Genomic DNA, 19,590 nt, shown 5'->3' with positions numbered 1-19,590 from the left:
CTCGGTACAACACGAATTCGATCATCCGCGCGATTCGCATTTTCCGTTCATGTCGGAAAGTCCGTCCCAGAACACGCGCGTGATCCTCTTCTCGGCGGTTCCGCCCCACCTCCTCCGTTCGGCCGAGGGGCGGGCCCGTCACCTGGGCGTCCACTCGTCGCCCGGAGGGGCCACGCGGCGAACGAGCGGACGTACCCGGATCACCGTCACCGGAGCCTCCGGCGCTCGATACGATGCGGACGGTGACGGAGCAGATGGTCGATGAGCGGGCCGCCGGAGAACCCGCCGGCCGCGCGGGCCGGCGCGGGCTGGTCGTCGGCGTGTGCGCGATTCTGCTCGCCGTGCTGATGGTCGGCCACCGGGCGGTGCCCAACGTGCACGGCCTGGGCAGCCTCGTCGACAGCGCCACCCCACTGCTCGGGCTCGGCGTACCCCTGCTCGCGCTCGCGGCGCTGCTGCGCCGGTCCCGCCGGGCCCTGCTCGTGGTCCTGCTGCCGGCGCTGGTCTGGGCGGTGCTCTACGGCGGCGCCTGGCTGCGCCCGGCATCGGGCGCGGGCGCCACGTCACTGCGGGTGGCCAGCCAGAACCTGCGCTCCGGCAATCCCGACCCGGCCGCCACGGTCGGCGCCCTCGCCGACGCCGCCCCGGATCTCATCGGGCTCCAGGAGGTCGACGACGGCGAGCGCGTCGCCGCCGCTCTGGGCGGGCGCTACCGGCACCGGGCCGCGGTCTCCACCGTCGCGCTGTGGAGCCGCTGGCCGATCCGCGAGGCGCACGGCGTGGACACCGGCCTCGGTTGGGAGCGGGCGCTGCGGGCCGTGGTCGTCACCCCGCAGGGCGACCTGGTGGTGTACGTGGTCCACCTCGGCTCGGCCCGGGCCGGGCACACCGCCACCCGGGACGAGACCCTCACCGCCCTCGCCGCGACCGTCCGGGCCGACGACGCGCCACGGCTGGTGGTGCTCGGCGATCTGAACACCGCCACCACCGACCGGGTCTTCGGGCCGCTCACCCGCCTGCTCGGCGACGCCCAGGCCGAGGCCGGGCAGGGCTTCGGCTTCACCTGGCCCGCGGAGCTTCCGGTGACCCGCCCGGACCACGTCCTCTACCGCGGGCTCACCCCCACCACGGCCGGGGTCGTGCACACCCCGGACAGCGACCACCGCGCGGTGACCGCCGGTTTCCGCTGGTGAGCGGTCAGTGCCGGCCGTTCTCCGCCGGGGTGACGGTCAGCCGGTGCCGGCTGTTGTCGCCGCTGGAGAACGGCCAGAGCCGGTCGGCGTGCGCGACCAGGTCGGCCAACTGGTCCCGGGTGAGACCGGCCGAGGAGATCTCGGCGTGCACGTCGGCGCGGTACCGGCCGTCGTCGTCGCGGCCCAGCTTCGCCGCCGCGGTCACCTCGACGGTGTGCGCCTCGTCGGTGATCTCGCCGGCCGCCTCCACCGCCGCGTGGTGCAGGCAGGAGGCGAACGCGGCGGCCAGGAGCTGCTCGGGCGTCAGTCCGGTGCAGTGCGGCGCCAACGGGGACGCCAGGGCGGAGGAGAGACCGCCGTCGTCGGTGCGTACGTGACCGCCCGCGGCGGTCGCCGTGGCCGTCTCGGCCAGCCAGGAACTCGGATCCGGCATCGCGTTCCTCCCGTCACTCACCCGCCCGGCTACCCGGCCCCCGGCCGGCGAAACCGTGCGTGAGCAGGCGCGTCAGCGGGCCGGGCCGGTCGGCTGCGCCTCGACGGCGAACGCCTCGGTCGCCTCGGCGGCCGCCCGGTCGGTCCACGCCGACACGGCGGCGTCGCGCTGGCGGGGCAGCGTCGCGACCATCGGCACGTAGACCCTGGCGTCGACCACCTCGGCGAGCAGCAGCGCGGCCATCAGGCTGCTCGGCCGGGCGGCCGGATCGGTGGCGAGGCAGCGCCGGCACAGGTCGGCCACCTCGCCCGGCAACCCGTCGATGTCGGGCAGCGGCTCGGGTGGCCGGCGCCGCCCCGAGCCGAGCAGCTGGGTGGTGCTGTCGGCCGCGTACGGGAGCCGGCCGGTCAGGCAGTAGTAGAGGAGCACGCCGAGGGCGTACATGTCGGCCGCCGGGGTGGCCGGCTGCCGGTCGAGCTGCTCCGGCGCCAGGTACGCGGGCGTGCCCACCACGATCCCGTCCGGGGTGTGGTCGGGTGCGCCGGCCGGGGTGGCGATTCCGAAGTCGAGCACCTTCACCCCGGCCGGGGTGAGGATCACGTTCGCCGGCTTCACGTCCCGGTGCACGATGCCGTGCGCGTGCGCGGCGGCCAGCGCGGCGCTCACCTCGGCGCAGACCCGCACCGCGATCCGCCAGTCCAGCCGGCCGCGGCGCAGGTGGGCGGCGAGGGTCTCGCCCTCGGCCAGCTCCATGACGATGTACGGCACCGCGCGCCCGTCGGGCAGCGCGGCGGTGCCGAAGTCGTGCACGCTGGCCACGTTCGGGTGCACGAGCCGGGCCGCCGAGCGGGCCTCGCCCCGGATCCGCTCCACCGAGGTGGCCTCCCCGTCCAGGCCCGGCGAGATCAGCTTCACCGCGACGGTCCGGTCGAGCACGAGGTCGTGAGCCCGCCACACCTCGGACATCCCGCCGATGCCGACGCGCCGTTCGAGCTCGTACCGCCCGCCCAGCGTCCTCATCGACCACTCCTCGCCCTCGTCCGGTCCCTCCGGTCTCGCTACCCGCCCCCCGAGCAGGGCAAACCGCAGGGGTTCCCACCCTCGGGCGGGGTAGCTTCGCGAACAGGGGAACGTGTCGGCGGCGAGACGGAGGGTGACCGTGGCTCTGGTGCGCGTGCGGTTCGTCGGCGGACCGGCCGACGACCTGGTCCGGGAACTGCCCGCCGAGCCGGACGGGGCGCCCCCGCCGCGGTGGATCCTGCGCCACCCGGACCGGCCGCCCGGCGGCGAGGCCGATCACCTCTACGAGCGCGACCGCCACCACGACGGGAGCGACTGGACGATGCGGTACGTGCGCACCTACCCGTTCGGCGACACCGAGTGAGCCCCGGTCAGGTCTCCCGCGCGCCGGTGGTGCCGAGGATGACCGAGGCGACCAGCTCCGGGTCGTCGTGCATCGGCACGTGCCCGCAGCCGGCCAGGTCCAGGTGCCGGGCCGCCGGCAGCCGCGTGCGCGCCAGCGCCGCCTGCCGGTAGGGCAGGATCCGGTCCCGGGTGCCCCAGGCGACCGTCACCGGCACGGCCGGCGCGCCGGCGAACGCGTAACGCCGGCCGGCCCGGGCCACCGCGCGGAAGGCCTGCGCGTCGCGCAGCGCCCGCGCGTCCGCCAGCGCCTCGGCCAGCGCCATCCGGTTCGGCCGGGCCAGGATCATGCCCAGCGCGAGGGTCCGCAGCGCCGGGTTGGCGAACAGCGTGCGCAGCACGGGCTCGGGCAGCCGCGCGGCGTTGCGGTGCAGGCTGAGCACGGTGAGCGCCCAGCGCAGCTCCCGCGGGGTGCAGAAACCGGCGGGGGAGAGGGCGGTGGCGGAGGAGACCGCGCCGGAAGCGGCCAGTTCGAGGGCGATGGCGCCGCCGAGGCTGTTGCCCGCCACGTGCGGGCGCTCCAGGCCGAGCGCGGCGAACAGCTCGACGATCCCGGTCACCAGACCCGGCATGTCGGCGGGCAGGCCGGCGGCGGGCACCGGCGAGCGGCCGAACCCGGGCAGGTCGACGGCGATCACGTCGTGTGCCTCGGCGAGCCGGTCGAGCACCGGTGACCAGGCGGCCCAGTGGTGCCCGATGCCGTGCAGCAGCACCAGGGGCGTCCCGGCCCCGCGCCGCTCGAAGACCACCTCCACGGGAACGGTCATCGCGGCGTCTCCAGCCCGACCAGCGCCAGCCGCGCGCGCCGGGCGGCGGCGAGCCGGGCGGTGTGCTCGCCGATGCCCCGGGCCGCCCCGGTCATCAGCACCACCTTGCCGGCCAGCCGGCCGGCGGGACGACCGTCGATGGACATGCCGGCAAGTTACCACCGGGTAGCCGGCTGGGGAAGGGGATCACCGACCGGCGCAGCCGGGCCGCACCGACCGTCGGGTCCACGAGCCCGCCGGTCGCCTCGGCCGCGCCCAGCGACACCGCCACCAGGTCGCGCAGGAGTGGACCCACCGGCACCGGCCGGCCGGCGGCCCGGTGCGCCCGCGCCAGCTCCAGGTCGACCGTGCGCAGCCCGGCCAGGCGGCGCGCCACCGCGCGGCGGGCCGCCGGAAGCGCCGTACGATCGGAGACCGCCACGCGGACCGCCCTGCGACGACTCCAGCTCGGCGCGTCTGACGCCGCGCCCCGACCTGGAGCCGTCGCTCTCCACCACCAGCGGACCTCGAAGAACCCGTCCACGCTCATGCGGTGAGCGTGCCCGCCCCGGCTGGAGGGGACGTGGGCCGCGCCTGTGGTCCGGCTGTGCGTCCGCCCTCCGGCGCCCGGTCCGCGCGGGATCCCGGCGCCCGGCCCGCACAGCTGGTACACAGGACCGGGACAGGACCGGCACAGCGGGTGCGCCCACGATGGGAGCATGGTCATGAACGGGCAGGCCGCGCAGGGCCGCATCGAGCTGCGGCGACCGGACGGCGAACCGGTGCGGGTGCTGGTGGTGGACGACGAGCCGACACTCACCGACCTGCTCTCGATGGCGCTGCGCTACGAGGGCTGGCAGGTGACCACCGCCGGCAGCGGGATGGCGGCGATCAGCGCCGCCCGGCAGGTCAAGCCCGACGCCGTGGTGCTCGACGTGATGCTCCCGGACCTGGACGGCTTCCAGGTGCTGCGCCGGCTGCGCGAGCAGGCGCCCACCGTGCCGGTGCTCTTCCTGACCGCCCGGGACGCGGTCGAGGAGCGGATCGCCGGGCTCACCGTCGGCGGCGACGACTACGTCACCAAGCCGTTCAGCCTCGAGGAGGTGATCGCCCGGCTGCGCGCCCTGCTGCGCCGCTCCGGGTTCGCGGTCGCCGCCCGCGAGGAGGCCGTGCTCACCGTCGGCGACCTCAGCCTCGACGAGGACAGCCACGAGGTACGCCGCGGCGGTGACCTGATCAACCTCACCGCCACCGAGTTCGAGCTGCTGCGCTACCTGATGCGCAACCCGCGCCGGGTGCTCAGCAAGGCGCAGATCCTCGACCGGGTCTGGAACTACGACTTCGGCGGCCAGGCCAACGTGGTCGAGCTGTACATCTCGTACCTGCGCAAGAAGATCGACGCGGGCCGGGAGCCCATGATCCACACCCTGCGCGGGGCGGGCTATGTCCTCAAGCCCGCGGAGTGACCGGGGCGGGCGACTGCAGCGGCGGCTGGCCGGGTGGTCGCTGCGCCGCCGCCTGGTGCTCTCCGTGGTGGCGCTGCTGGCCCTGGTCAGCGTCGGCATCGGCGGCCTGACCACGATCGCCCTGCAGCACTTCCTCGTCGGCCAGGTCGACAACCAGCTCGGCGGCGACCGCCGGCCCGACAATGGGCCGCCCTTCCGCGGCGGCGGGGACCCGCCGTGGCTGAATCAGCCGGGCGACGGCTCGGCCGTGCCGGAACCGCCGCGCGGATTCCCACCGGGCTCGATCGCGGTCCGGGTTCCCGAGACCGGAGCGACCACCGCCGGAATCCGGGCGGAGAGCGGGATCGCCGAGGCGCTGTCGGCGGCCGATGTCGGCGAGCTGGCCGACGTGCCCACCGACGGCCGACCGCACAGCGTGGACGTCGGTGCCCGGGGCGACTACCGGGCGTTCGCCCGGCAGATGCCCGACGGCGACGTGACGATCTACGCCATCCCGCTCGCCGGGGTCCAGGACACCGTCATGTGGGTGCTGGTCGCCCAGGCTGGGCTGGTCACCGCCGGGTTGATCATCGCCGGCGGGCTCGGCGCGCTGATCGTGCGGGCCGCGCTGCGCCCGCTGAACCGGGTCGCCGCCACCGCCGCTCGCGTCACCGAGCTGCCGCTGGACCGGGGCGAGGTGGCCCTGTCAGTGCGGGTGCCGGAGGTGGACACCGACCCACGTACCGAGGTCGGGCAGGTCGGCGGCGCGCTCAACCGGATGCTCGGCCACGTCGCCGCCGCGCTCGCCGCCCGGCAGGCCAGCGAGACGCGGGTACGCCAGTTCGTCGCCGACGCCAGCCACGAGCTGCGCACCCCCCTCGCCGCCATCCGCGGTTACGCCGAGGTGGCCCGGCGAGGCCGGGACGAGGTGCCGCCCGACGTGGCGCACGCCCTGCGCCGGGTGGAGTCGGAGAGCACGCGGATGACCAGCCTCGTCGACGACCTGCTGCTGCTCGCCCGCCTCGACTCCGGCCGCCCGCTCGCGGCCGAGCCGGTCGACCTCACCGCCATGGTGGTCAACGCGGTCAGCGACGCGCACGTGGCCGGCCCCGAGCACCGCTGGCAGCTCGACCTGCCCGACGAGCCGGTGAGCGTCACCGGCGACGCCCACCGCATGCACCAGGTGCTGGCCAACCTGCTCGCCAACGCGCGCGTGCACACCCCGCCCGGCACCACGGTGACCACCCGGCTCGCGCCGGTGCCCGGCGGCGTCGAGCTGAGCGTCACCGACGACGGCCCCGGCATCCCCGAGGAGCTGCAAGCGGAGGTCTTCGAGCGGTTCGCCCGCGGCGACAGCTCCCGCTCCCGGGCGCACGGCAGCACCGGCCTCGGCCTGGCCATCGTCGCCGCGGTGGTGGAGGCCCACCACGGCGAGGTCGCGGTGGCGAGCCGGCCCGGTGCGACCGTCTTCACGGTGCGGCTGCCCGGATCCACAGCCGACGCATAGGCCGCTCACGGGGGCGGGTCAGCGGGTCGCCCGAGGCTTGCCGGCATGGACAGAACAGAGAGCCTGCTGACCGCGCCCGCGGCCGGGTCGCCCGCGACCGACCCGGACCCCGCGCCCGCCCCGGAACCGGCCCTGACCCCGGCGCAGCCGCCGGCCGAGCCGCCCCGTCGCGACCCGCGCTGGACGCGACCGGCCCTGCTCGGGCTGCTCCTGGCCACCGCGGTGCTCTACCTCTGGGGCCTGGGCGCCTCGGGGTGGGGCAACGCGTTCTACTCGGCGGCCGTGCAGGCCGGCTCGGAGAGCTGGAAGGCCTTCTTCTACGGCTCCTCGGACGCGGCCAACTCGATCACCGTCGACAAGACCCCGGCCTCGCTGTGGCTCATGGCCCTGTCGGTCCGCCTCTTCGGGCTGAGCAGCTGGTCGATCCTGGTGCCGCAGGCGTTGCTGGGCGTCGCCTCGGTCGGCGTCCTGCACGCCGCCGTGCGCCGCTGGTACGGGCCGGTCGCCGGCCTGCTGGCCGGCGCGGTGCTCGCGCTCACCCCGGTGGCCGCGCTCATGTTCCGGTTCAACAACCCCGACGCGCTGCTGGTGTTCCTGCTGGTCGCCGCCGCGTACGCGACGGTGCGCGCGGTCGAGACGGCGAGCACCCGGTGGATCACGCTGACCGGCGCGCTGGTCGGCCTCGGCTTCCTCACCAAGATGCTCCAGGCGTTCCTGGTGATCCCGGTCTTCGCCGGGGTCTACCTGCTGGCCGCGCCGACCGGCTTCTGGCGGCGGATCCGCCAGCTGCTGATCTCCGGGCTGGCCGTGGTGGTCGCCGCCGGCTGGTGGGTGGCGGTCGTGGAGCTGGTCCCGGCGAGCGCCCGCCCGTACATCGGGGGCTCGCAGCACAACAGCATCCTGGAGCTGACCCTCGGCTACAACGGCCTCGGCCGGATCACCGGCGACGAGGAGGGCAGCGTCGGTGGCGCCGGCCGGATGGGCGGCGGGGGCGGGGGCCCGTTCTCCGGTCAGTCCGGCCTGCTGCGGATGTTCGGCACCGAGGTCGGCGGCCAGATCTCCTGGCTGCTGCCGGCCGCGCTGATCCTGCTGGTCGCCGGGCTGTGGCTGGCCGGGCGGGCGGCGCGTACCGACCGGACGCGAGCCGGGCTGCTGCTCTGGGGCGGCTGGCTGCTGGTCACCGGGCTGATCTTCAGCTTCATGTCCGGGATCTTCCACGCGTACTACACCGTTGCCCTGGCCCCGGCGGTCGGCGCGCTGGTCGGCATCGGGGTGACCCTGCTCTGGCGGGCCCGCACGACCCCGGCGGCCCCCGGCTCGCCGGCCCGGAGGCGGCGCGGGTTCGTCGCGACCGCGATCCTGGCGGTCACGCTCGGCGTCACCGCCTGGTGGTCCTGGCGCCTGCTCGGCCGCAGTGCCGACTGGTACCCGTGGCTGCGCACGGCCGTGCTCGTCGGCGGCCTGGCCGTCGCCGCGCTGCTGCTCCTCGTCGACCGGCTGCCCCGCCGGGTCGCACCGGTGCTGCTGGCCCTCGGTGCGGCGGCCGCGCTCGCCGGCCCGGTGGCGTACTCCCTCCAGACCGCAACCACCCCGCACACCGGCTCGATCCCCAGCGCCGGCCCGGTCGTGCAGGGCGGCTTCGGCCCCGGTGGCCGCGGTGGCTTCCCGGGCGGCGGCCGCATGCCGGCACCCGGCGGCCAGTTCCCCGGCTTCCCGGGCGCCCAGAACGGGGGCACCGCACCGAACGGCGGCACTGCACCGAACGGGGGCACCGCGCAGAACGGCACCGGCCAGAACGGGCAGTTCCCGGGCTTCCCGGGCGGCGGCACCGGTCAGCTGCCCGGCGGCGACGGCCGGTCGCAGCGCGGTGGCGGCATGGGCGGGCTGCTCGACGCCCGCGAGCCGAGCGCCGAGCTGAAGGCGCTGCTGGAGGCCGACGCGGACGACTACACCTGGGTCGCCGCCACGGTCGGCTCCAACAACGCCTCCGGCTACCAGCTCGCCACCCGCGAGCCGGTGATGCCGATCGGCGGCTTCAACGGCAGCGACCCGTCACCGACCCTCGCCCAGTTCCAGCGGTACGTCGCCGACGGCGAGATCCACTACTTCGTCGGTGGCGGCGGGTTCCGGGCCAACGGCGGCAGCAACGCCTCCGCCGAGATCGCCGCCTGGGTGGCCGAGAACTTCACGGCGCAGACCGTCGACGGGGTGACCGTGTACGACCTGAGCAGCGGAGAGCAGGGCTGAGCGATGACGAACACGAGCGAACCCCGGGCCGCCGTGCAGGCCCGGCCCACGACGCCCACGGCGGTGCTCGACGTGGTGGTGCCCGTCCACAACGAGGAGGTCGACCTGGGCCCCTGCGTCCGGCGGCTGCACGCGCACCTCACGGCGCACTTCCCGTACCCGTTCCGGATCACCGTGGCGGACAACGCCAGCGTGGACGGCACGCTCGCGGTGGCCGAGGCGCTCGCCGCCGAGCTGCCCGAGGTCGGGGTGCTGCACCTGGCGGCCAAGGGGCGGGGCCGGGCGCTGCGGGCCGCCTGGTCGGCCTCACCGGCGCCGGTGCTCGCCTACATGGACGTCGACCTCTCCACCGACCTGGCGGCGCTGCTGCCGCTGGTCGCCCCGCTCATCTCCGGTCACTCGGACCTGGCCATCGGCACCCGGCTGGCGCGGACCAGCCGGGTGGTCCGGGGCGCCAAGCGGGAGGTGATCTCGCGCGGCTACAACCTGCTGCTGCGCGGCACGCTCGCGGTGCGGTTCTCCGACGCGCAGTGCGGGTTCAAGGCGATCCGCGCCGACGTGGCGGCCGGACTGCTGCCGCTCGTGCAGGACACCGGCTGGTTCTTCGACACCGAGCTGCTGGTGCTGGCCCAGCGGGCCGGCCTGCGGATCCACGAGGTGCCGGTGGACTGGGTGGACGACCCGGACAGCCGCGTGGACATCGTGGCCACCGCCCTGGCCGACCTGCGCGGCATCTGGCGGCTCGGCCGGGGGCTGGTCACCGGGGCGCTGCCCCTGGCCGACCTGCGCGCGCAGCTCGGCCGGGCGCCGCTGCACGCACCGCCGACCCAGGTGCCCGTCGGGCTGCCCCGGCAGCTCGCCCGGTTCGCCCTGGTCGGGGTGGCCAGCACGCTGGCGTACCTCGTGTTGTTCGTGCTGGCCCGCGGCCCGCTCGGGGCGCAACCGGCGAACCTGCTGGCGCTGCTGGTCACCGCGGTGGCCAACACGGCGGCCAACCGGCGGCTCACCTTCGGTGTCACCGGCCGCCGGCACGCCGGCCGGCACCACCTCCAGGGCCTGCTCGCCTTCGCACTCGGCCTGGCGCTGACCAGCGGGTCTCTGGCAGTCCTGCACGCGACCGCCGGCACCCCGCCCCGCGCCCTGGAGCTGACCGTCCTGGTCGCCGCCAACCTCGCGGCGACCGCCCTCCGCTTCACCCTGCTCCGCCTCGCCATGCACCACCGCCCCTGACCGCAGGAGATCTCGCCGAGATCCGGAGTGGTGGCCGGACCGCGGCGTGGCAGGGTGGGGGCATGTACCGGGAGGGACCGGCGCTGGGAATCCCCGGAGCCGTGCGGTGGACCAGCGTCTCGCGGGGCGACGGGCCCGTGCGGGTGCTGCCGGACGGGTGCCTGGACCTGCTCTGGTCCAGCCGCTCGGGGCTGCTCGTCGCCGGTCCGGACCGCACCGCGCACCTGTCCGTGAGCGTGCCGGGGGAGCGGTGGGTCGGGCTGCGCCTGCCGCCCGGCACCGGCCCCGCCGTGTTCGGCGTTCCCGCCGACGAGCTGCGGGACCAGCGGGTGCCCCTCGCCGACCTGTGGGGACGCGCCGCCGCCCACCTCGCCGACCGTGTCGCGGCAGCCGGCGCACCGGTCGCCGCCGTGCTGGAGGAGGTCGCGCGGGGCCGGTTGCGGGCCGCCGGTGGCCCGGACCCGCTCGGGGCGCGGGTCGCCGCCCGGCTGGCGGCCGGCGCCACCGTCGCCGCGACCGCCGCCGAGGTCGGCCTCGGCGCGCGGGCCCTGCACCGGCGCAGCCAACTCCTCTTCGGGTACGGCCCGAAGACCCTCGCCCGCATCCTGCGGATGCGCCGCGCCCTCGACCTGGCCGGCGCCGGGACGCCGCTGGCGGAGGTGGCCGTCCTGGCCGGGTACGCCGACCAGGCCCATCTCACCCGTGAGGTGCGGGAACTGGCCGGCGTCCCGCCGACCCGCCTGCTGCCGCCCGCCGGCTCCTGACCGGCCGCCGGCCGGCGCTCAGTCGGTCTTGAGCGGGGCGAACAGGTCGACCCCGTTGCCGTCCGGGTCGTGCAGGACGGCGTACCGCTGGCCCCAGAAGGCGTCCCACGGCGCCAGGTGGCCGTGGTGGCCGGCGGCGGTCAGGTCGGCGTACCAGCGGTCCACCTCGGCCGGATCGGCGCAGCGGAAGGCCAGGTTGGCGCGCGGGCTGCCGCTCGCCGGGGTGTGGCCGGGGTCGAAGCTGCGGATCGTCTCGACCGTGTCCCAGGCCAGCCGGACGCCGTTGTCGAGCGTGACCTCGACGTGCGGCTCGTGTTCGGCGCCGGGCGGGACCGGCAGCCCGAGCCGGCGGTAGAAGTCCAGGGTGCGTCCCATGTCGGTGACGACCATCCCGATGAGATCGAACTGCGGTGTCATGCGGCCACGGTAGGGGCCGGTGGGGCCGCCCGTCTTGAACGGATCGGACGGGGGACGAGTGGCCGGTGTGGCCCGCACGATCGGGACTAGAGGCGTACGGTGGGGCAAGTCCGGCTTAGAGCGGTAAAGCTCTCATATCGGGCCGGACTCCGATGACTGGCGAGGGGAAGGAAGCAGCCGTGACGCACCTGGCCTACCTGGACGCGGGATCCGGCAGCCTCATCGTGCAGGCGGTGGTCGGCGGGGTGGCCGGCGTGGCGGTGGCCGCCAAGCTCTACTGGCGACGGCTGGTGGCCCGGTTCCGCCGGCAGCCCACCGACCAGGGCTGACCGGCGTGGCGTTCCCCGACACCACCGGCCTGCGCGCCGACCCCGGCTCCTTCCGCGACCCCGGCAACCGGGTGTTCCACCGCGCCGGGGAGGTGTTGCGCGGGCTGGACGAGCGGTCGGCGCGCGACTGGCGCGCGCTGGCCGCCAGCGACTTCTTCCGCGACCTGCTCGCCACCCGGCAGGTGTGCGGCACCGAGGAACTGTTCCCCACCCCGGTCGACGTGCCCTGGGCCGCGGTGCTGCGCCACGAGCGGATCCCGTTCGTCTCGCACCCCTACGAGTGGTCGTACGGGATGCTGCGGGACGCGGCGCTGCTGCACCTGGAGGTGCTGCGCGCCGCGCTGGCCGCCGGTTTCACCACCAAGGACGGTTCGGCCTACAACGTGCAGTGGCGGGGCGCCCGGCCGGTCTTCATCGACGTCGGTTCGTTCGAGGCGGCCCGCGACGGCGAGCCCTGGGCCGGCTACCGGCAGTTCTGCCAGACCCTGCTGTATCCGCTGCTGGTCCAGGCCCACCTCGGGCTGGACTTCCAGCCCTTCCTGCGGGCCCGCGTCGACGGCATCGAGCCGGACCAGATGCGCCGGCTCTTCGGCGGGGCCCGGCGCTGGCGGGCCGGCGTGCTCACCCATGTGCACCTGCACGGCGCCATGCAGGACCGCAACGCCGGGGACAGCACCAGCACGGTCCGCGCCCAGTTGCGGGCCGCCGGCTACTCGCGCGAACTGGCCCTGGCCGCGGTGCGCGGGCTGACGAAGCTGGTCCGCCGGCTGCACCACCGGCCGGGGGACAGCCACTGGTCGGACTACCAGCGCACGTGCGCGTACTCGGTGCCGGACCGGCAGGCCAAGGAGCACTTCGTCGACCGGGCGATGGCCGCCACCGGGCCGGGCCGGGCGCTCGACCTGGGCGCCAACGACGGCCGCTACGCCCGGATCGCCGCCCGGCACGCCGATCACGTGGTCGCCGTCGAGCAGGACCCGGCGGTGGTCGACGCCCTCTACCGCGCGCTGCGCGACGAGGGGGAGGAGCGGATCCTGCCGCTGGTGATGGACCTGGCCGACCCGTCGCCCGGCGGTGGCTGGCGGGGCGTCGAGCGGGCGGCCTTCGCCGACCGGGCCCGGGCCGACGCGGTGCTCGCCCTGGCCGTGGTGCACCACCTGGCGATCGGCCGGAACGTGCCGCTGCCCGAGGTGCTGGACCAGCTCGTCACGCTGACCGTGGCCGGCGGCAGCCTCGTGGTCGAGTTCGTGCATCCCGAGGACCCGATGGCCCGCCGGCTGCTGGCCAACAAGCCGGACGGGCTGTTCCCGGACTACCGCCGGGAGGTGTTCGAGTCGCTGCTCGCGGCGCGCGGGCGGGTCGTCGGCCGCACCGATCTGCCGTCGGGCACCCGCACCCTCTACCAGGTGGTGGTGGGTGGCTGAGGGCACGCTCGCACCGCCGCAGGCACCGCCGGCACCCTCCGAAGGGCCCCGGCGCCGGGGCGGCTGGCGCGGCGAGGTGGGCCGGCTGCTGGAGGTCGTGGCGCTGGTCGGGCTGGTGGTCACCCAGCCGCTGCTGGACGTGCTCGGCCGCAGCCCGGACTTCTTCCTGTTCCACCGCGCCTCCCGGGCCGACGTACTGCTCCTGGTGGCCCTGATCGCGATCGCGCCGACCGTGCCGTTCGCCCTGCTCGGCGCGGCCGGCCTGGTCGCCGGCCGACCGGTCCGGGCGGCCCTGCACACGCTGATCGTCGGGCTGCTGCTGGCCGCGCTCGCGGTCCAGGTCGGCCGGCACGGCACGCCGCTGCGGGGCGTACCCCTGCTGCTCGTGGCGGGCGTGGTCGGCGCCGCCGCGGCGGCCGCCCACCGGCGGTGGCGGGCCCTGGCCCGGGTGCTGCGGGTGGCCGCGGTGGGTCCGCTGGTCTTCGTCGGCCTGTTCGTCTTCGCCTCGCCGGCCTCGGCGGTGGTGCTGCCCCGCGGGAACGGCGGCGCCGCCGGGGTGGCCGGCGCGGGCGCCCACCCGCCGGTCGTCATGATCGTCCTGGACGAGCTGCCGCTGGTCTCGCTGCTCGGCCCGGACCGCAAGATCGACGCGACCCGGTATCCGCACTTCGCCGAGCTGGCCGGCGGCTCGACCTGGTACCGCAACGCCACCGGTGTCAGCGGCTGGACCCCCTACGCGCTGCCGGCCATGCTCACCGGCCGCTACCCGGCGGAGCCGGTCGCGCCGCACTACTCGCGGTACCCGGACAACCTGTTCACCGCTCTCGGCGGCCTCTACGACATCAAGGCCGAGGAGAGCATCACCCGGCTCTGCCCGCCCAGCCGCTGTGAGCAGCCGGCCAGCCCGGAGCAGGGGCTCGGCGTGCTGGCCCGGGAGAGCGGGAAGCTGCTGCGCCAGGTCACCGCCCCGGTGGACAGCCGGATCGACCCGGAGGACTCCTACCGGGAGCAGACCCGGGCCGAGGCGGGGCTGGACGCCGCCGAGCCCGTGCCGGACGACCCGAAGTTCCGCTGGGACACCCTCGACGACAACCAGCCGGCCCGGTTCACCACGTTCCTGGCCGGGCTGCGCCCCGCGAGCCGGCCCACCCTGCACTTCCTGCACCTGCTGATGCCCCATTCGCCCTGGGTCTACCTGCCGTCCGGGGCGCACTACACCGCTCCCGAGGACCTGCGCAGCGACGGGACCGGGTGGGTGGACCTGGCCCGGGCCCGGCACCTGGCCCAGCTCGGCTACACCGACCGGCTGATCGGCGAGACGCTGCGCACGCTGCGCGCCACCGGCCTCTACGACCAGGCGCTCGTGCTGGTCACCGCCGATCACGGGGTGAGCTTCCGGAAGGACTGGCAGGGCCGCGGGCTGGACGCCATCACCCACGCGCCCGATCAGGTCTCCTGGGTACCGCTGTTCGTCAAGGAGCCGGGGCAGCGGGCCGGCCGGATCGACGACCGGAACTGGGAACACGTGGACCTGCTGCCGACGATCGCCGACGAGACGCACGTGCGGATCCCGTGGCGGATGGACGGCCGCCCGGCCGGTCAGTCCCCCCGCGAGCGGGCCGACAAGCGCTTCTACGACACCCCGGGCCAGCCGCTGACGATCACCGGCGGGGTGCCGTCCCCGCCCGCCACACCCCCGCCCGACCCGCTGGTCGGCACCCACGTCGGGGAGACACCACCCGGGGGTACGGCCACCGTGGCCAACCTCGCCGCGTTCCGCGACGTCGACGCCGCGCACGGCGAACTGCCCGCGCTGGTCTGGGGGACCGTGCCCGCCTCGGTGCCGGACGGGACGCGGCTCGCCGTGGCGGTGAACGGCACGGTCGGCGCGGTCGTCCCGGTGGTCGCGCCGGACCCGGCCGGGCGGCGGTTCGCCGCCCTCCTGCCCGACGACCGGCTGTTCGCCGCCGGGGCCAACCGCCTGGACCTCTACCGGGTGGGTGCCGACGGGACGCTGACCAGGCTCACCCTCTCGTGATCATCCGCCGGATCGCCGGGTAGCCTTCCCAGCCCGGGGTGGTCGCGCTTCCACCGGGTTTCCGAGTCGGCAAGTCGGGAATCGGGTGACGCATACCTCACCACGGAACCATGACGAGCGGTGTCCTCCCCACCGTGATTACGGTAAAAGCGAAGGCAATTCAACGAAGATCTTGCCGGCGAAGCGAGGAACAGATGACGGAAGTCAAGCTCGACCACCCCGGTGGGCAACTGTCGATGCCGGTGCAGTCCGCGGTCGAGGGGCCCGCCGGTATCGGGGTGGGCAAGCTGCTCAAGGAAACCGGGATGACCACGTACGACCCCGGTTTCGTGAACACGGCGTCCTGCTCGTCCGCGATCACCTACATCGACGGTGACGCGGGCATCCTGCGGTACCGCGGCTACCCCATCGAGCAGCTGGCCGAGAAGTCCTCCTTCCTGGAGGTCTCCTACCTGCTGATCTACGGCGAGCTGCCGAGCCAGACGCAGCTCACCGAGTTCAGCGAGCGGGTCCGCCGGCACTCGCTGCTGCACGAGGAGATGCGCCGCTTCTTCGACGGCTTCCCGCGCGACGCGCACCCGATGGCCGTGCTCTCCTCGGCCGTGAGCGCGATCTCGACCTTCTACCAGGACAGCCTGGACCCGTTCGACTCCGACCACGTGGAGATGTCCACGGTGCGGCTGATGGCGAAGGTCCCCACCATCGCCTCGTACGCGTACAAGAAGTCAATCGGCCAGCCGCTGCTCTACCCGGACAACTCGCTGGGCTACGTCGAGAACTTCCTGCGGATGACCTTCGGCGTGCCGGCCGAGCCGTACGAGGTCGACCCGGTGATGGCCCGCGTGCTGGACATGCTGTTCATCCTGCACGCCGACCACGAGCAGAACTGTTCCACCTCGACCGTCCGGCTGGTCGGCTCCAGCAACGCCAACCTGTTCGCCTCGGTCTCGGCCGGCGTGAACGCCCTGTTCGGCCCGCTGCACGGCGGCGCCAACCAGGCCGTGCTGGAGATGCTCCAGAAGATCCAGGCCGACGGCGGCGACGTCCGTACCTTCGTGCAGAAGGTCAAGGACAAGCAGGACGGCGTCAAGCTCATGGGCTTCGGCCACCGGGTCTACAAGAACTACGACCCGCGCGCCGCGATCGTGAAGAAGGCCGCCCAGGACGTGCTCGGCCGGATGGCCAAGCCGGACCCGCTGCTGGACCTCGCCATGCAGCTCGAGGAGATCGCCCTCGCCGACGACTTCTTCGTCTCCCGCCGGCTCTACCCGAACGTGGACTTCTACACCGGCCTCATCTACAAGGCCATGGGCTTCCCGACCAAGATGTTCACGGTGCTGTTCGCCCTGGGCCGGCTCCCCGGCTGGATCGCGCAGTGGCGCGAGATGATCAACGACCCGGAGACCAAGATCGGCCGCCCGCGGCAGATCTACACCGGCTACGCCGAGCGGGACTACGTCCCCGCCGAGCAGCGCTGACCCGGTCCTGACGGCGAAGGCCGCCGACCCCGCTCGGGGTCGGCGGCCTTCGTGTCGGTACGGGACGGTGCGTCAGCCCACCACGGAACGGAGCGGGATCCGCGCCTCCCGGAGGGCGCCCACCAGGTCCCGCAGGAACGGGTGCTCGTCGGCCTGCAGGCCGGCCGGGTTCGGGATCACCAGATAGGCCGACCCTCCCGCCTCGGAGACCCGTGCGGTGTCGGTGTACCGGGCGACGACCGCCTCGGCGCTGCCGCGGTCACCGGCCGCCACCTCGACGGTGATCGGCCGCCACTCGCCGCCCAGGTCGTCCGCCACCGGCCGGGCCGCCGCAGCCGCCCGGGCGGGATCGACACCGGTCGTGCGTCGCGCGGCGCCGCCGTCCGCCGCCGCGCCCGACGGATAGAGCAGGGCGTTGGCCACCAGGTGCAGCCCGTTCTCGTTGTACGCCCGGAAGAGCGGGTTGAACGCGAACAGCACGGCCCGGCCGGCGCCGGTGGGCTCGTCCACCAGTGCGACGGTGCCCTTCAACACCTCGCTGCGCACGGTGTAGCCGTTCGCCCAGAAGGTGTCGTCGGACGGGTAGGTGAGGACGTTGGTGCCGGTGCTGCTCGGGGTCAGGATCGAGTCGCTGTTGTTGAACTCGAAGTCCTCGGCCGGGCGGCCCAGCGCGACCGGGCTGCCGCGGTCGACGTCGACCCGCAGGTGCGAGCCGATCATCCGGTAGTCCGCCGGCTTCGTCTTCTCGGTGGTGGAGGTGAGGCCGGCGGCCCGGGCCATCCGGGTGCCCTCGTTGCGCAGGCCGAGGTAGGTGTGGCCCTGGGCGATCCAGTTCCGCAGGTTGGCCTGCCCGGCGGCGGTGAGCCCGCCGGTCGCGCTGCTGCCGTCCGGCACGAGCAGCACGGTGCGCTCGGTGAACGCCGGGGTGTTGTCGTTGATGTCGGCGGTGGTCACCGGCGTGAGGTCCAGCCCCCACCGCTTGCCGAGCACGTACCGGGCCTCGCCGTGGGAGCCGGAGGTGGTGGAGATGCCGGTGCCCTGGAACAGCCCGACATCCGGCAGGTCCACCGGGCTCCCGCCGGCCGCCGCGCCGCTCGGGCTCAGGGTCACCCCGAGCGACCGGGCCAGCTGGTCGATCTCCCGGGTCAGGCTCTTCGCGGGGAAGCCGACCACGCTGGTGTCGAGGTCACGGACGACCGGCACGCCCTGGCCGAGCAGCCGGAAGGTGAGTTCGGCCGCCGCCGCCGAGTCCAGCGGGTACGCGTACGACCCCTTGGCCCCGGCCGCCGAGGCCCTGCCACCGCTGATCTGCCGGACCAGTCGGGCGTGCGGCCGGACGTCGTCGCCGGTGTAGATGGTGTCCACGCCCATGAGCAGCGGGTTGCTCCAGGACGACACGTCGTAGAAGTAGGGGAACGGGACGTACGGGTCCTCGCCCATGATCGCCTGGATCCAGTGCTTCTGCGGCTGGTCCATCGGGATCCAGTACGCGCCGGCCGGCACCGTGACGTCGGTCGCGGTGCGCCCGCCGAAGATCCGGGCGGTGGGCACCTTCGTCGGCCTGGTCACCTCGTAGACCTCGACGTCCATGCCGCGCAGCCGCTCGACCAGCTGGCGCACGTCGGCGAGCTGCCGGTCGGGGAGCAGGAAGTACGAGCGGATCCGGACGTCCGGCACCGGGAACTGGACGGTGTTGGTCGGCTGGACCACCTCGTTCGGCTCCAGCGTCCCGGCCCGGCCCTCGGCGAGCGCGTCCGTCCAGATCTTGAAGTAGCTGGTCAGCACCTCGTGCTTGTTCGCGGCGGCCCACCCGAGGGTGGACCACTGGGTGTGGAACTGCTGCTGGACCCGGTCGGCCACCGCCGACGCGCTGCCCTTCTCGAAGGTCATGCCGGCGGAGCCGAAGCCGGCGGCCGGGACGGTGTCGCCGTAGCCCATGAAGAACAGGTCGTACGTCGCGTAGTTGAAGTAGCACTCGGTGGTGACGGCGCCGCCGCAGGCGCCGTTGAAGCCGAAGCCGGCCTTGTTGGCCTCGCCGATCCGGTTGATCCAGTCGACGTTCTCGCTGGAGATCTCGTGGTGGATCGGGTCGGCGTTGGGCGGGAAGAAGTACTGCCGGCCGGTCATCTCGTGCGCGTCGATGAAGACCTGCGGCGGGTACTGCCGCAGCAGTTCGATCTTGCCGTCGGTCTCCTGCTGGGTGCGCGCGAACCAGTCCCGGTTCATGTCGAAGCCGTACTCGTTCTGCCGCCGGCTGGCGTCGCGACCGTCGGGGTTCTGGGTCGGCACGATGACGGTCACCAGGTTGTCGTTCCGCTCCGCGACCGCGCAGGACAGCCCGGACGCGAGCTCGTACAGGGTCTTGAGCGCGGCGTCCGTGCCGCTCTTCTCCCCGCCGTGCACGTTGGCGGCCACCCAGACGATGGCGGGGCGGTCGGCCGCGGTCTCGGCGGCCTCCTTCGGCTTCGTCCGGCGCGGGTCCCGCAGGTCGCGGATGTCGTCGGCGATCTGCCGCAGCGCGGCCGGCCGGACGTGCCGCTCGTTGGAGACGATGGCGTACGGCAGCGGCTGGCCGAGCACGCTGGTCGCCATCACGCCCGTGACCACGCGGTCGGAGGCGGCGTCGACGGCCGTCAGGTAGCCACGGACCTCGTCGTTGGTGACGACCCGCTCCTGGCCCGTGCCGAGTGGGAAGCCCAGCGCCGACTCGGGGCTGGGCACGGTGGACAGCCGGGCGGCAGGGTCGTTGCTGCAGGTGGGGGGCGTGGGGGCGGCGCCGGCCGGCGCGCCTCCGAGCAACGGCGTCAGGCCGGTCAGCAGGAGCAGCGCGGCGACGCCGGCCGTTCTTCTCGTGGGGACCGCCCTGTGCGGACGTTTCGACAGGCGCATCGGGATGCCTCGTTTCACTCTGGGGCAG

The 19,590-nt window shown here is 74.5% G+C and carries 17 protein-coding genes; 11 read left to right on the top strand and 6 right to left on the bottom strand.

Annotated features, from left to right (window positions below):
- Positions 1–242 precede the first annotated feature (242 nt).
- On the top strand, positions 243–1,193 hold the full coding sequence (locus GA0070214_RS20360) for an endonuclease/exonuclease/phosphatase family protein (RefSeq protein WP_244167775.1): 951 nt from the start codon (positions 243–245) through the stop codon (positions 1,191–1,193).
- A gap of 4 nt (positions 1,194–1,197) precedes the next feature.
- Here GA0070214_RS20360 and GA0070214_RS20355 read toward each other — a convergent pair whose 3' ends face one another.
- Both GA0070214_RS20355 and GA0070214_RS20350 read right to left on the bottom strand, forming a co-directional pair.
- Complete coding sequence (locus GA0070214_RS20355) at positions 1,198–1,626, bottom strand: OsmC family protein (RefSeq protein WP_091266193.1); 429 nt, start codon at positions 1,624–1,626, stop codon at positions 1,198–1,200.
- 72 nt (positions 1,627–1,698) lie between these two features.
- Entirely contained in the window at positions 1,699–2,646 is a 948-nt protein-coding gene (locus tag GA0070214_RS20350) for a serine/threonine-protein kinase (protein WP_091266189.1), read from the bottom strand.
- 139 nt (positions 2,647–2,785) lie between these two features.
- On the opposite strand from GA0070214_RS20350, the gene GA0070214_RS20345 reads away from it, so the two are divergent.
- Positions 2,786–3,010 (top strand): hypothetical protein, encoded by a 225-nt coding sequence (locus GA0070214_RS20345; RefSeq protein WP_091266651.1) that lies wholly within the window; start codon positions 2,786–2,788, stop codon positions 3,008–3,010.
- 7 nt (positions 3,011–3,017) lie between these two features.
- Here GA0070214_RS20345 and GA0070214_RS20340 read toward each other — a convergent pair whose 3' ends face one another.
- Both GA0070214_RS20340 and GA0070214_RS20335 read right to left on the bottom strand, forming a co-directional pair.
- Positions 3,018–3,815: an alpha/beta fold hydrolase gene (locus GA0070214_RS20340; RefSeq protein ID WP_091266187.1), complete on the bottom strand. Its 798-nt coding sequence runs from the start codon at positions 3,813–3,815 to the stop codon at positions 3,018–3,020.
- A gap of 94 nt (positions 3,816–3,909) precedes the next feature.
- Complete coding sequence (locus GA0070214_RS20335) at positions 3,910–4,236, bottom strand: hypothetical protein (RefSeq protein ID WP_091266184.1); 327 nt, start codon at positions 4,234–4,236, stop codon at positions 3,910–3,912.
- Between the two features lie 283 nt (positions 4,237–4,519).
- Between GA0070214_RS20335 and GA0070214_RS20330 the strand changes: the two genes are divergently transcribed.
- The 5 genes from GA0070214_RS20330 to GA0070214_RS20310 all read left to right on the top strand — a co-directional run bounded on the left by GA0070214_RS20330 (position 4,520) and on the right by GA0070214_RS20310 (position 10,987).
- A complete protein-coding gene (locus GA0070214_RS20330) occupies positions 4,520–5,260 on the top strand; it encodes a response regulator transcription factor (RefSeq protein ID WP_091266647.1) in 741 nt (246 codons plus the stop codon).
- Entirely contained in the window at positions 5,238–6,746 is a 1,509-nt protein-coding gene (locus tag GA0070214_RS20325; RefSeq protein ID WP_091266181.1) for a HAMP domain-containing sensor histidine kinase, read from the top strand. The genes GA0070214_RS20330 and GA0070214_RS20325 overlap by 23 nt, the downstream gene beginning before the upstream one ends.
- A gap of 45 nt (positions 6,747–6,791) precedes the next feature.
- Positions 6,792–8,993, top strand: coding sequence for a mannosyltransferase YkcB-related protein (locus GA0070214_RS20320; protein WP_091266175.1), 2,202 nt, complete (start codon positions 6,792–6,794; stop codon positions 8,991–8,993).
- Positions 8,994–8,996: 3 nt separating this feature from the next.
- The gene (locus tag GA0070214_RS20315) at positions 8,997–10,223 is read left to right on the top strand and encodes a bifunctional glycosyltransferase family 2/GtrA family protein (protein WP_091266170.1); all 1,227 of its coding nucleotides are present in this window, start codon (positions 8,997–8,999) and stop codon (positions 10,221–10,223) included.
- Positions 10,224–10,285: 62 nt separating this feature from the next.
- Positions 10,286–10,987, top strand: a complete 702-nt coding sequence (locus tag GA0070214_RS20310) for a helix-turn-helix domain-containing protein (protein WP_091266167.1) — start codon at positions 10,286–10,288, stop codon at positions 10,985–10,987.
- An 18-nt stretch (positions 10,988–11,005) separates the two neighbouring features.
- Here the strand turns inward: GA0070214_RS20310 and GA0070214_RS20305 are convergent, their stop codons facing one another.
- Positions 11,006–11,404 carry a VOC family protein gene (locus GA0070214_RS20305; protein ID WP_091266164.1) on the bottom strand — a complete coding sequence of 133 codons (399 nt, stop codon included), beginning with the start codon at positions 11,402–11,404 and terminating at the stop codon, positions 11,006–11,008.
- 179 nt (positions 11,405–11,583) lie between these two features.
- Here GA0070214_RS20305 and GA0070214_RS31905 point away from each other — a divergent pair, with 179 nt between their 5' ends.
- The 4 genes from GA0070214_RS31905 (at position 11,584) to GA0070214_RS20290 (ending at position 16,673) form a co-directional block, all read left to right on the top strand.
- Positions 11,584–11,733: a hypothetical protein gene (locus GA0070214_RS31905; RefSeq protein ID WP_167364301.1), complete on the top strand. Its 150-nt coding sequence runs from the start codon at positions 11,584–11,586 to the stop codon at positions 11,731–11,733.
- Between the two features lie 5 nt (positions 11,734–11,738).
- Positions 11,739–13,157: a class I SAM-dependent methyltransferase gene (locus tag GA0070214_RS20300; RefSeq protein WP_091266161.1), complete on the top strand. Its 1,419-nt coding sequence runs from the start codon at positions 11,739–11,741 to the stop codon at positions 13,155–13,157.
- The gene (locus GA0070214_RS20295; RefSeq protein WP_091266157.1) at positions 13,150–15,195 is read left to right on the top strand and encodes a sulfatase-like hydrolase/transferase; all 2,046 of its coding nucleotides are present in this window, start codon (positions 13,150–13,152) and stop codon (positions 15,193–15,195) included. Before GA0070214_RS20300 ends, GA0070214_RS20295 begins: the two co-directional genes overlap by 8 nt.
- 194 nt (positions 15,196–15,389) lie before the next feature.
- Positions 15,390–16,673, top strand: a complete 1,284-nt coding sequence (locus tag GA0070214_RS20290) for a citrate synthase (RefSeq protein WP_091266154.1) — start codon at positions 15,390–15,392, stop codon at positions 16,671–16,673.
- Positions 16,674–16,745: 72 nt separating this feature from the next.
- On the opposite strand, the gene GA0070214_RS20285 is transcribed toward GA0070214_RS20290, so the two are convergent.
- Positions 16,746–19,562 (bottom strand): M14 family zinc carboxypeptidase, encoded by a 2,817-nt coding sequence (locus GA0070214_RS20285; protein WP_091266151.1) that lies wholly within the window; start codon positions 19,560–19,562, stop codon positions 16,746–16,748.
- Positions 19,563–19,590: the final 28 nt, after the last annotated feature.

Origin of the sequence: Micromonospora chaiyaphumensis (assembly GCF_900091435.1) — a bacterium.
GTDB lineage: Bacteria > Actinomycetota > Actinomycetes > Mycobacteriales > Micromonosporaceae > Micromonospora > Micromonospora chaiyaphumensis.
Note: the sequence above shows the minus strand (reverse complement) of the source record. Positions and strands in the feature narration are given on the sequence as shown.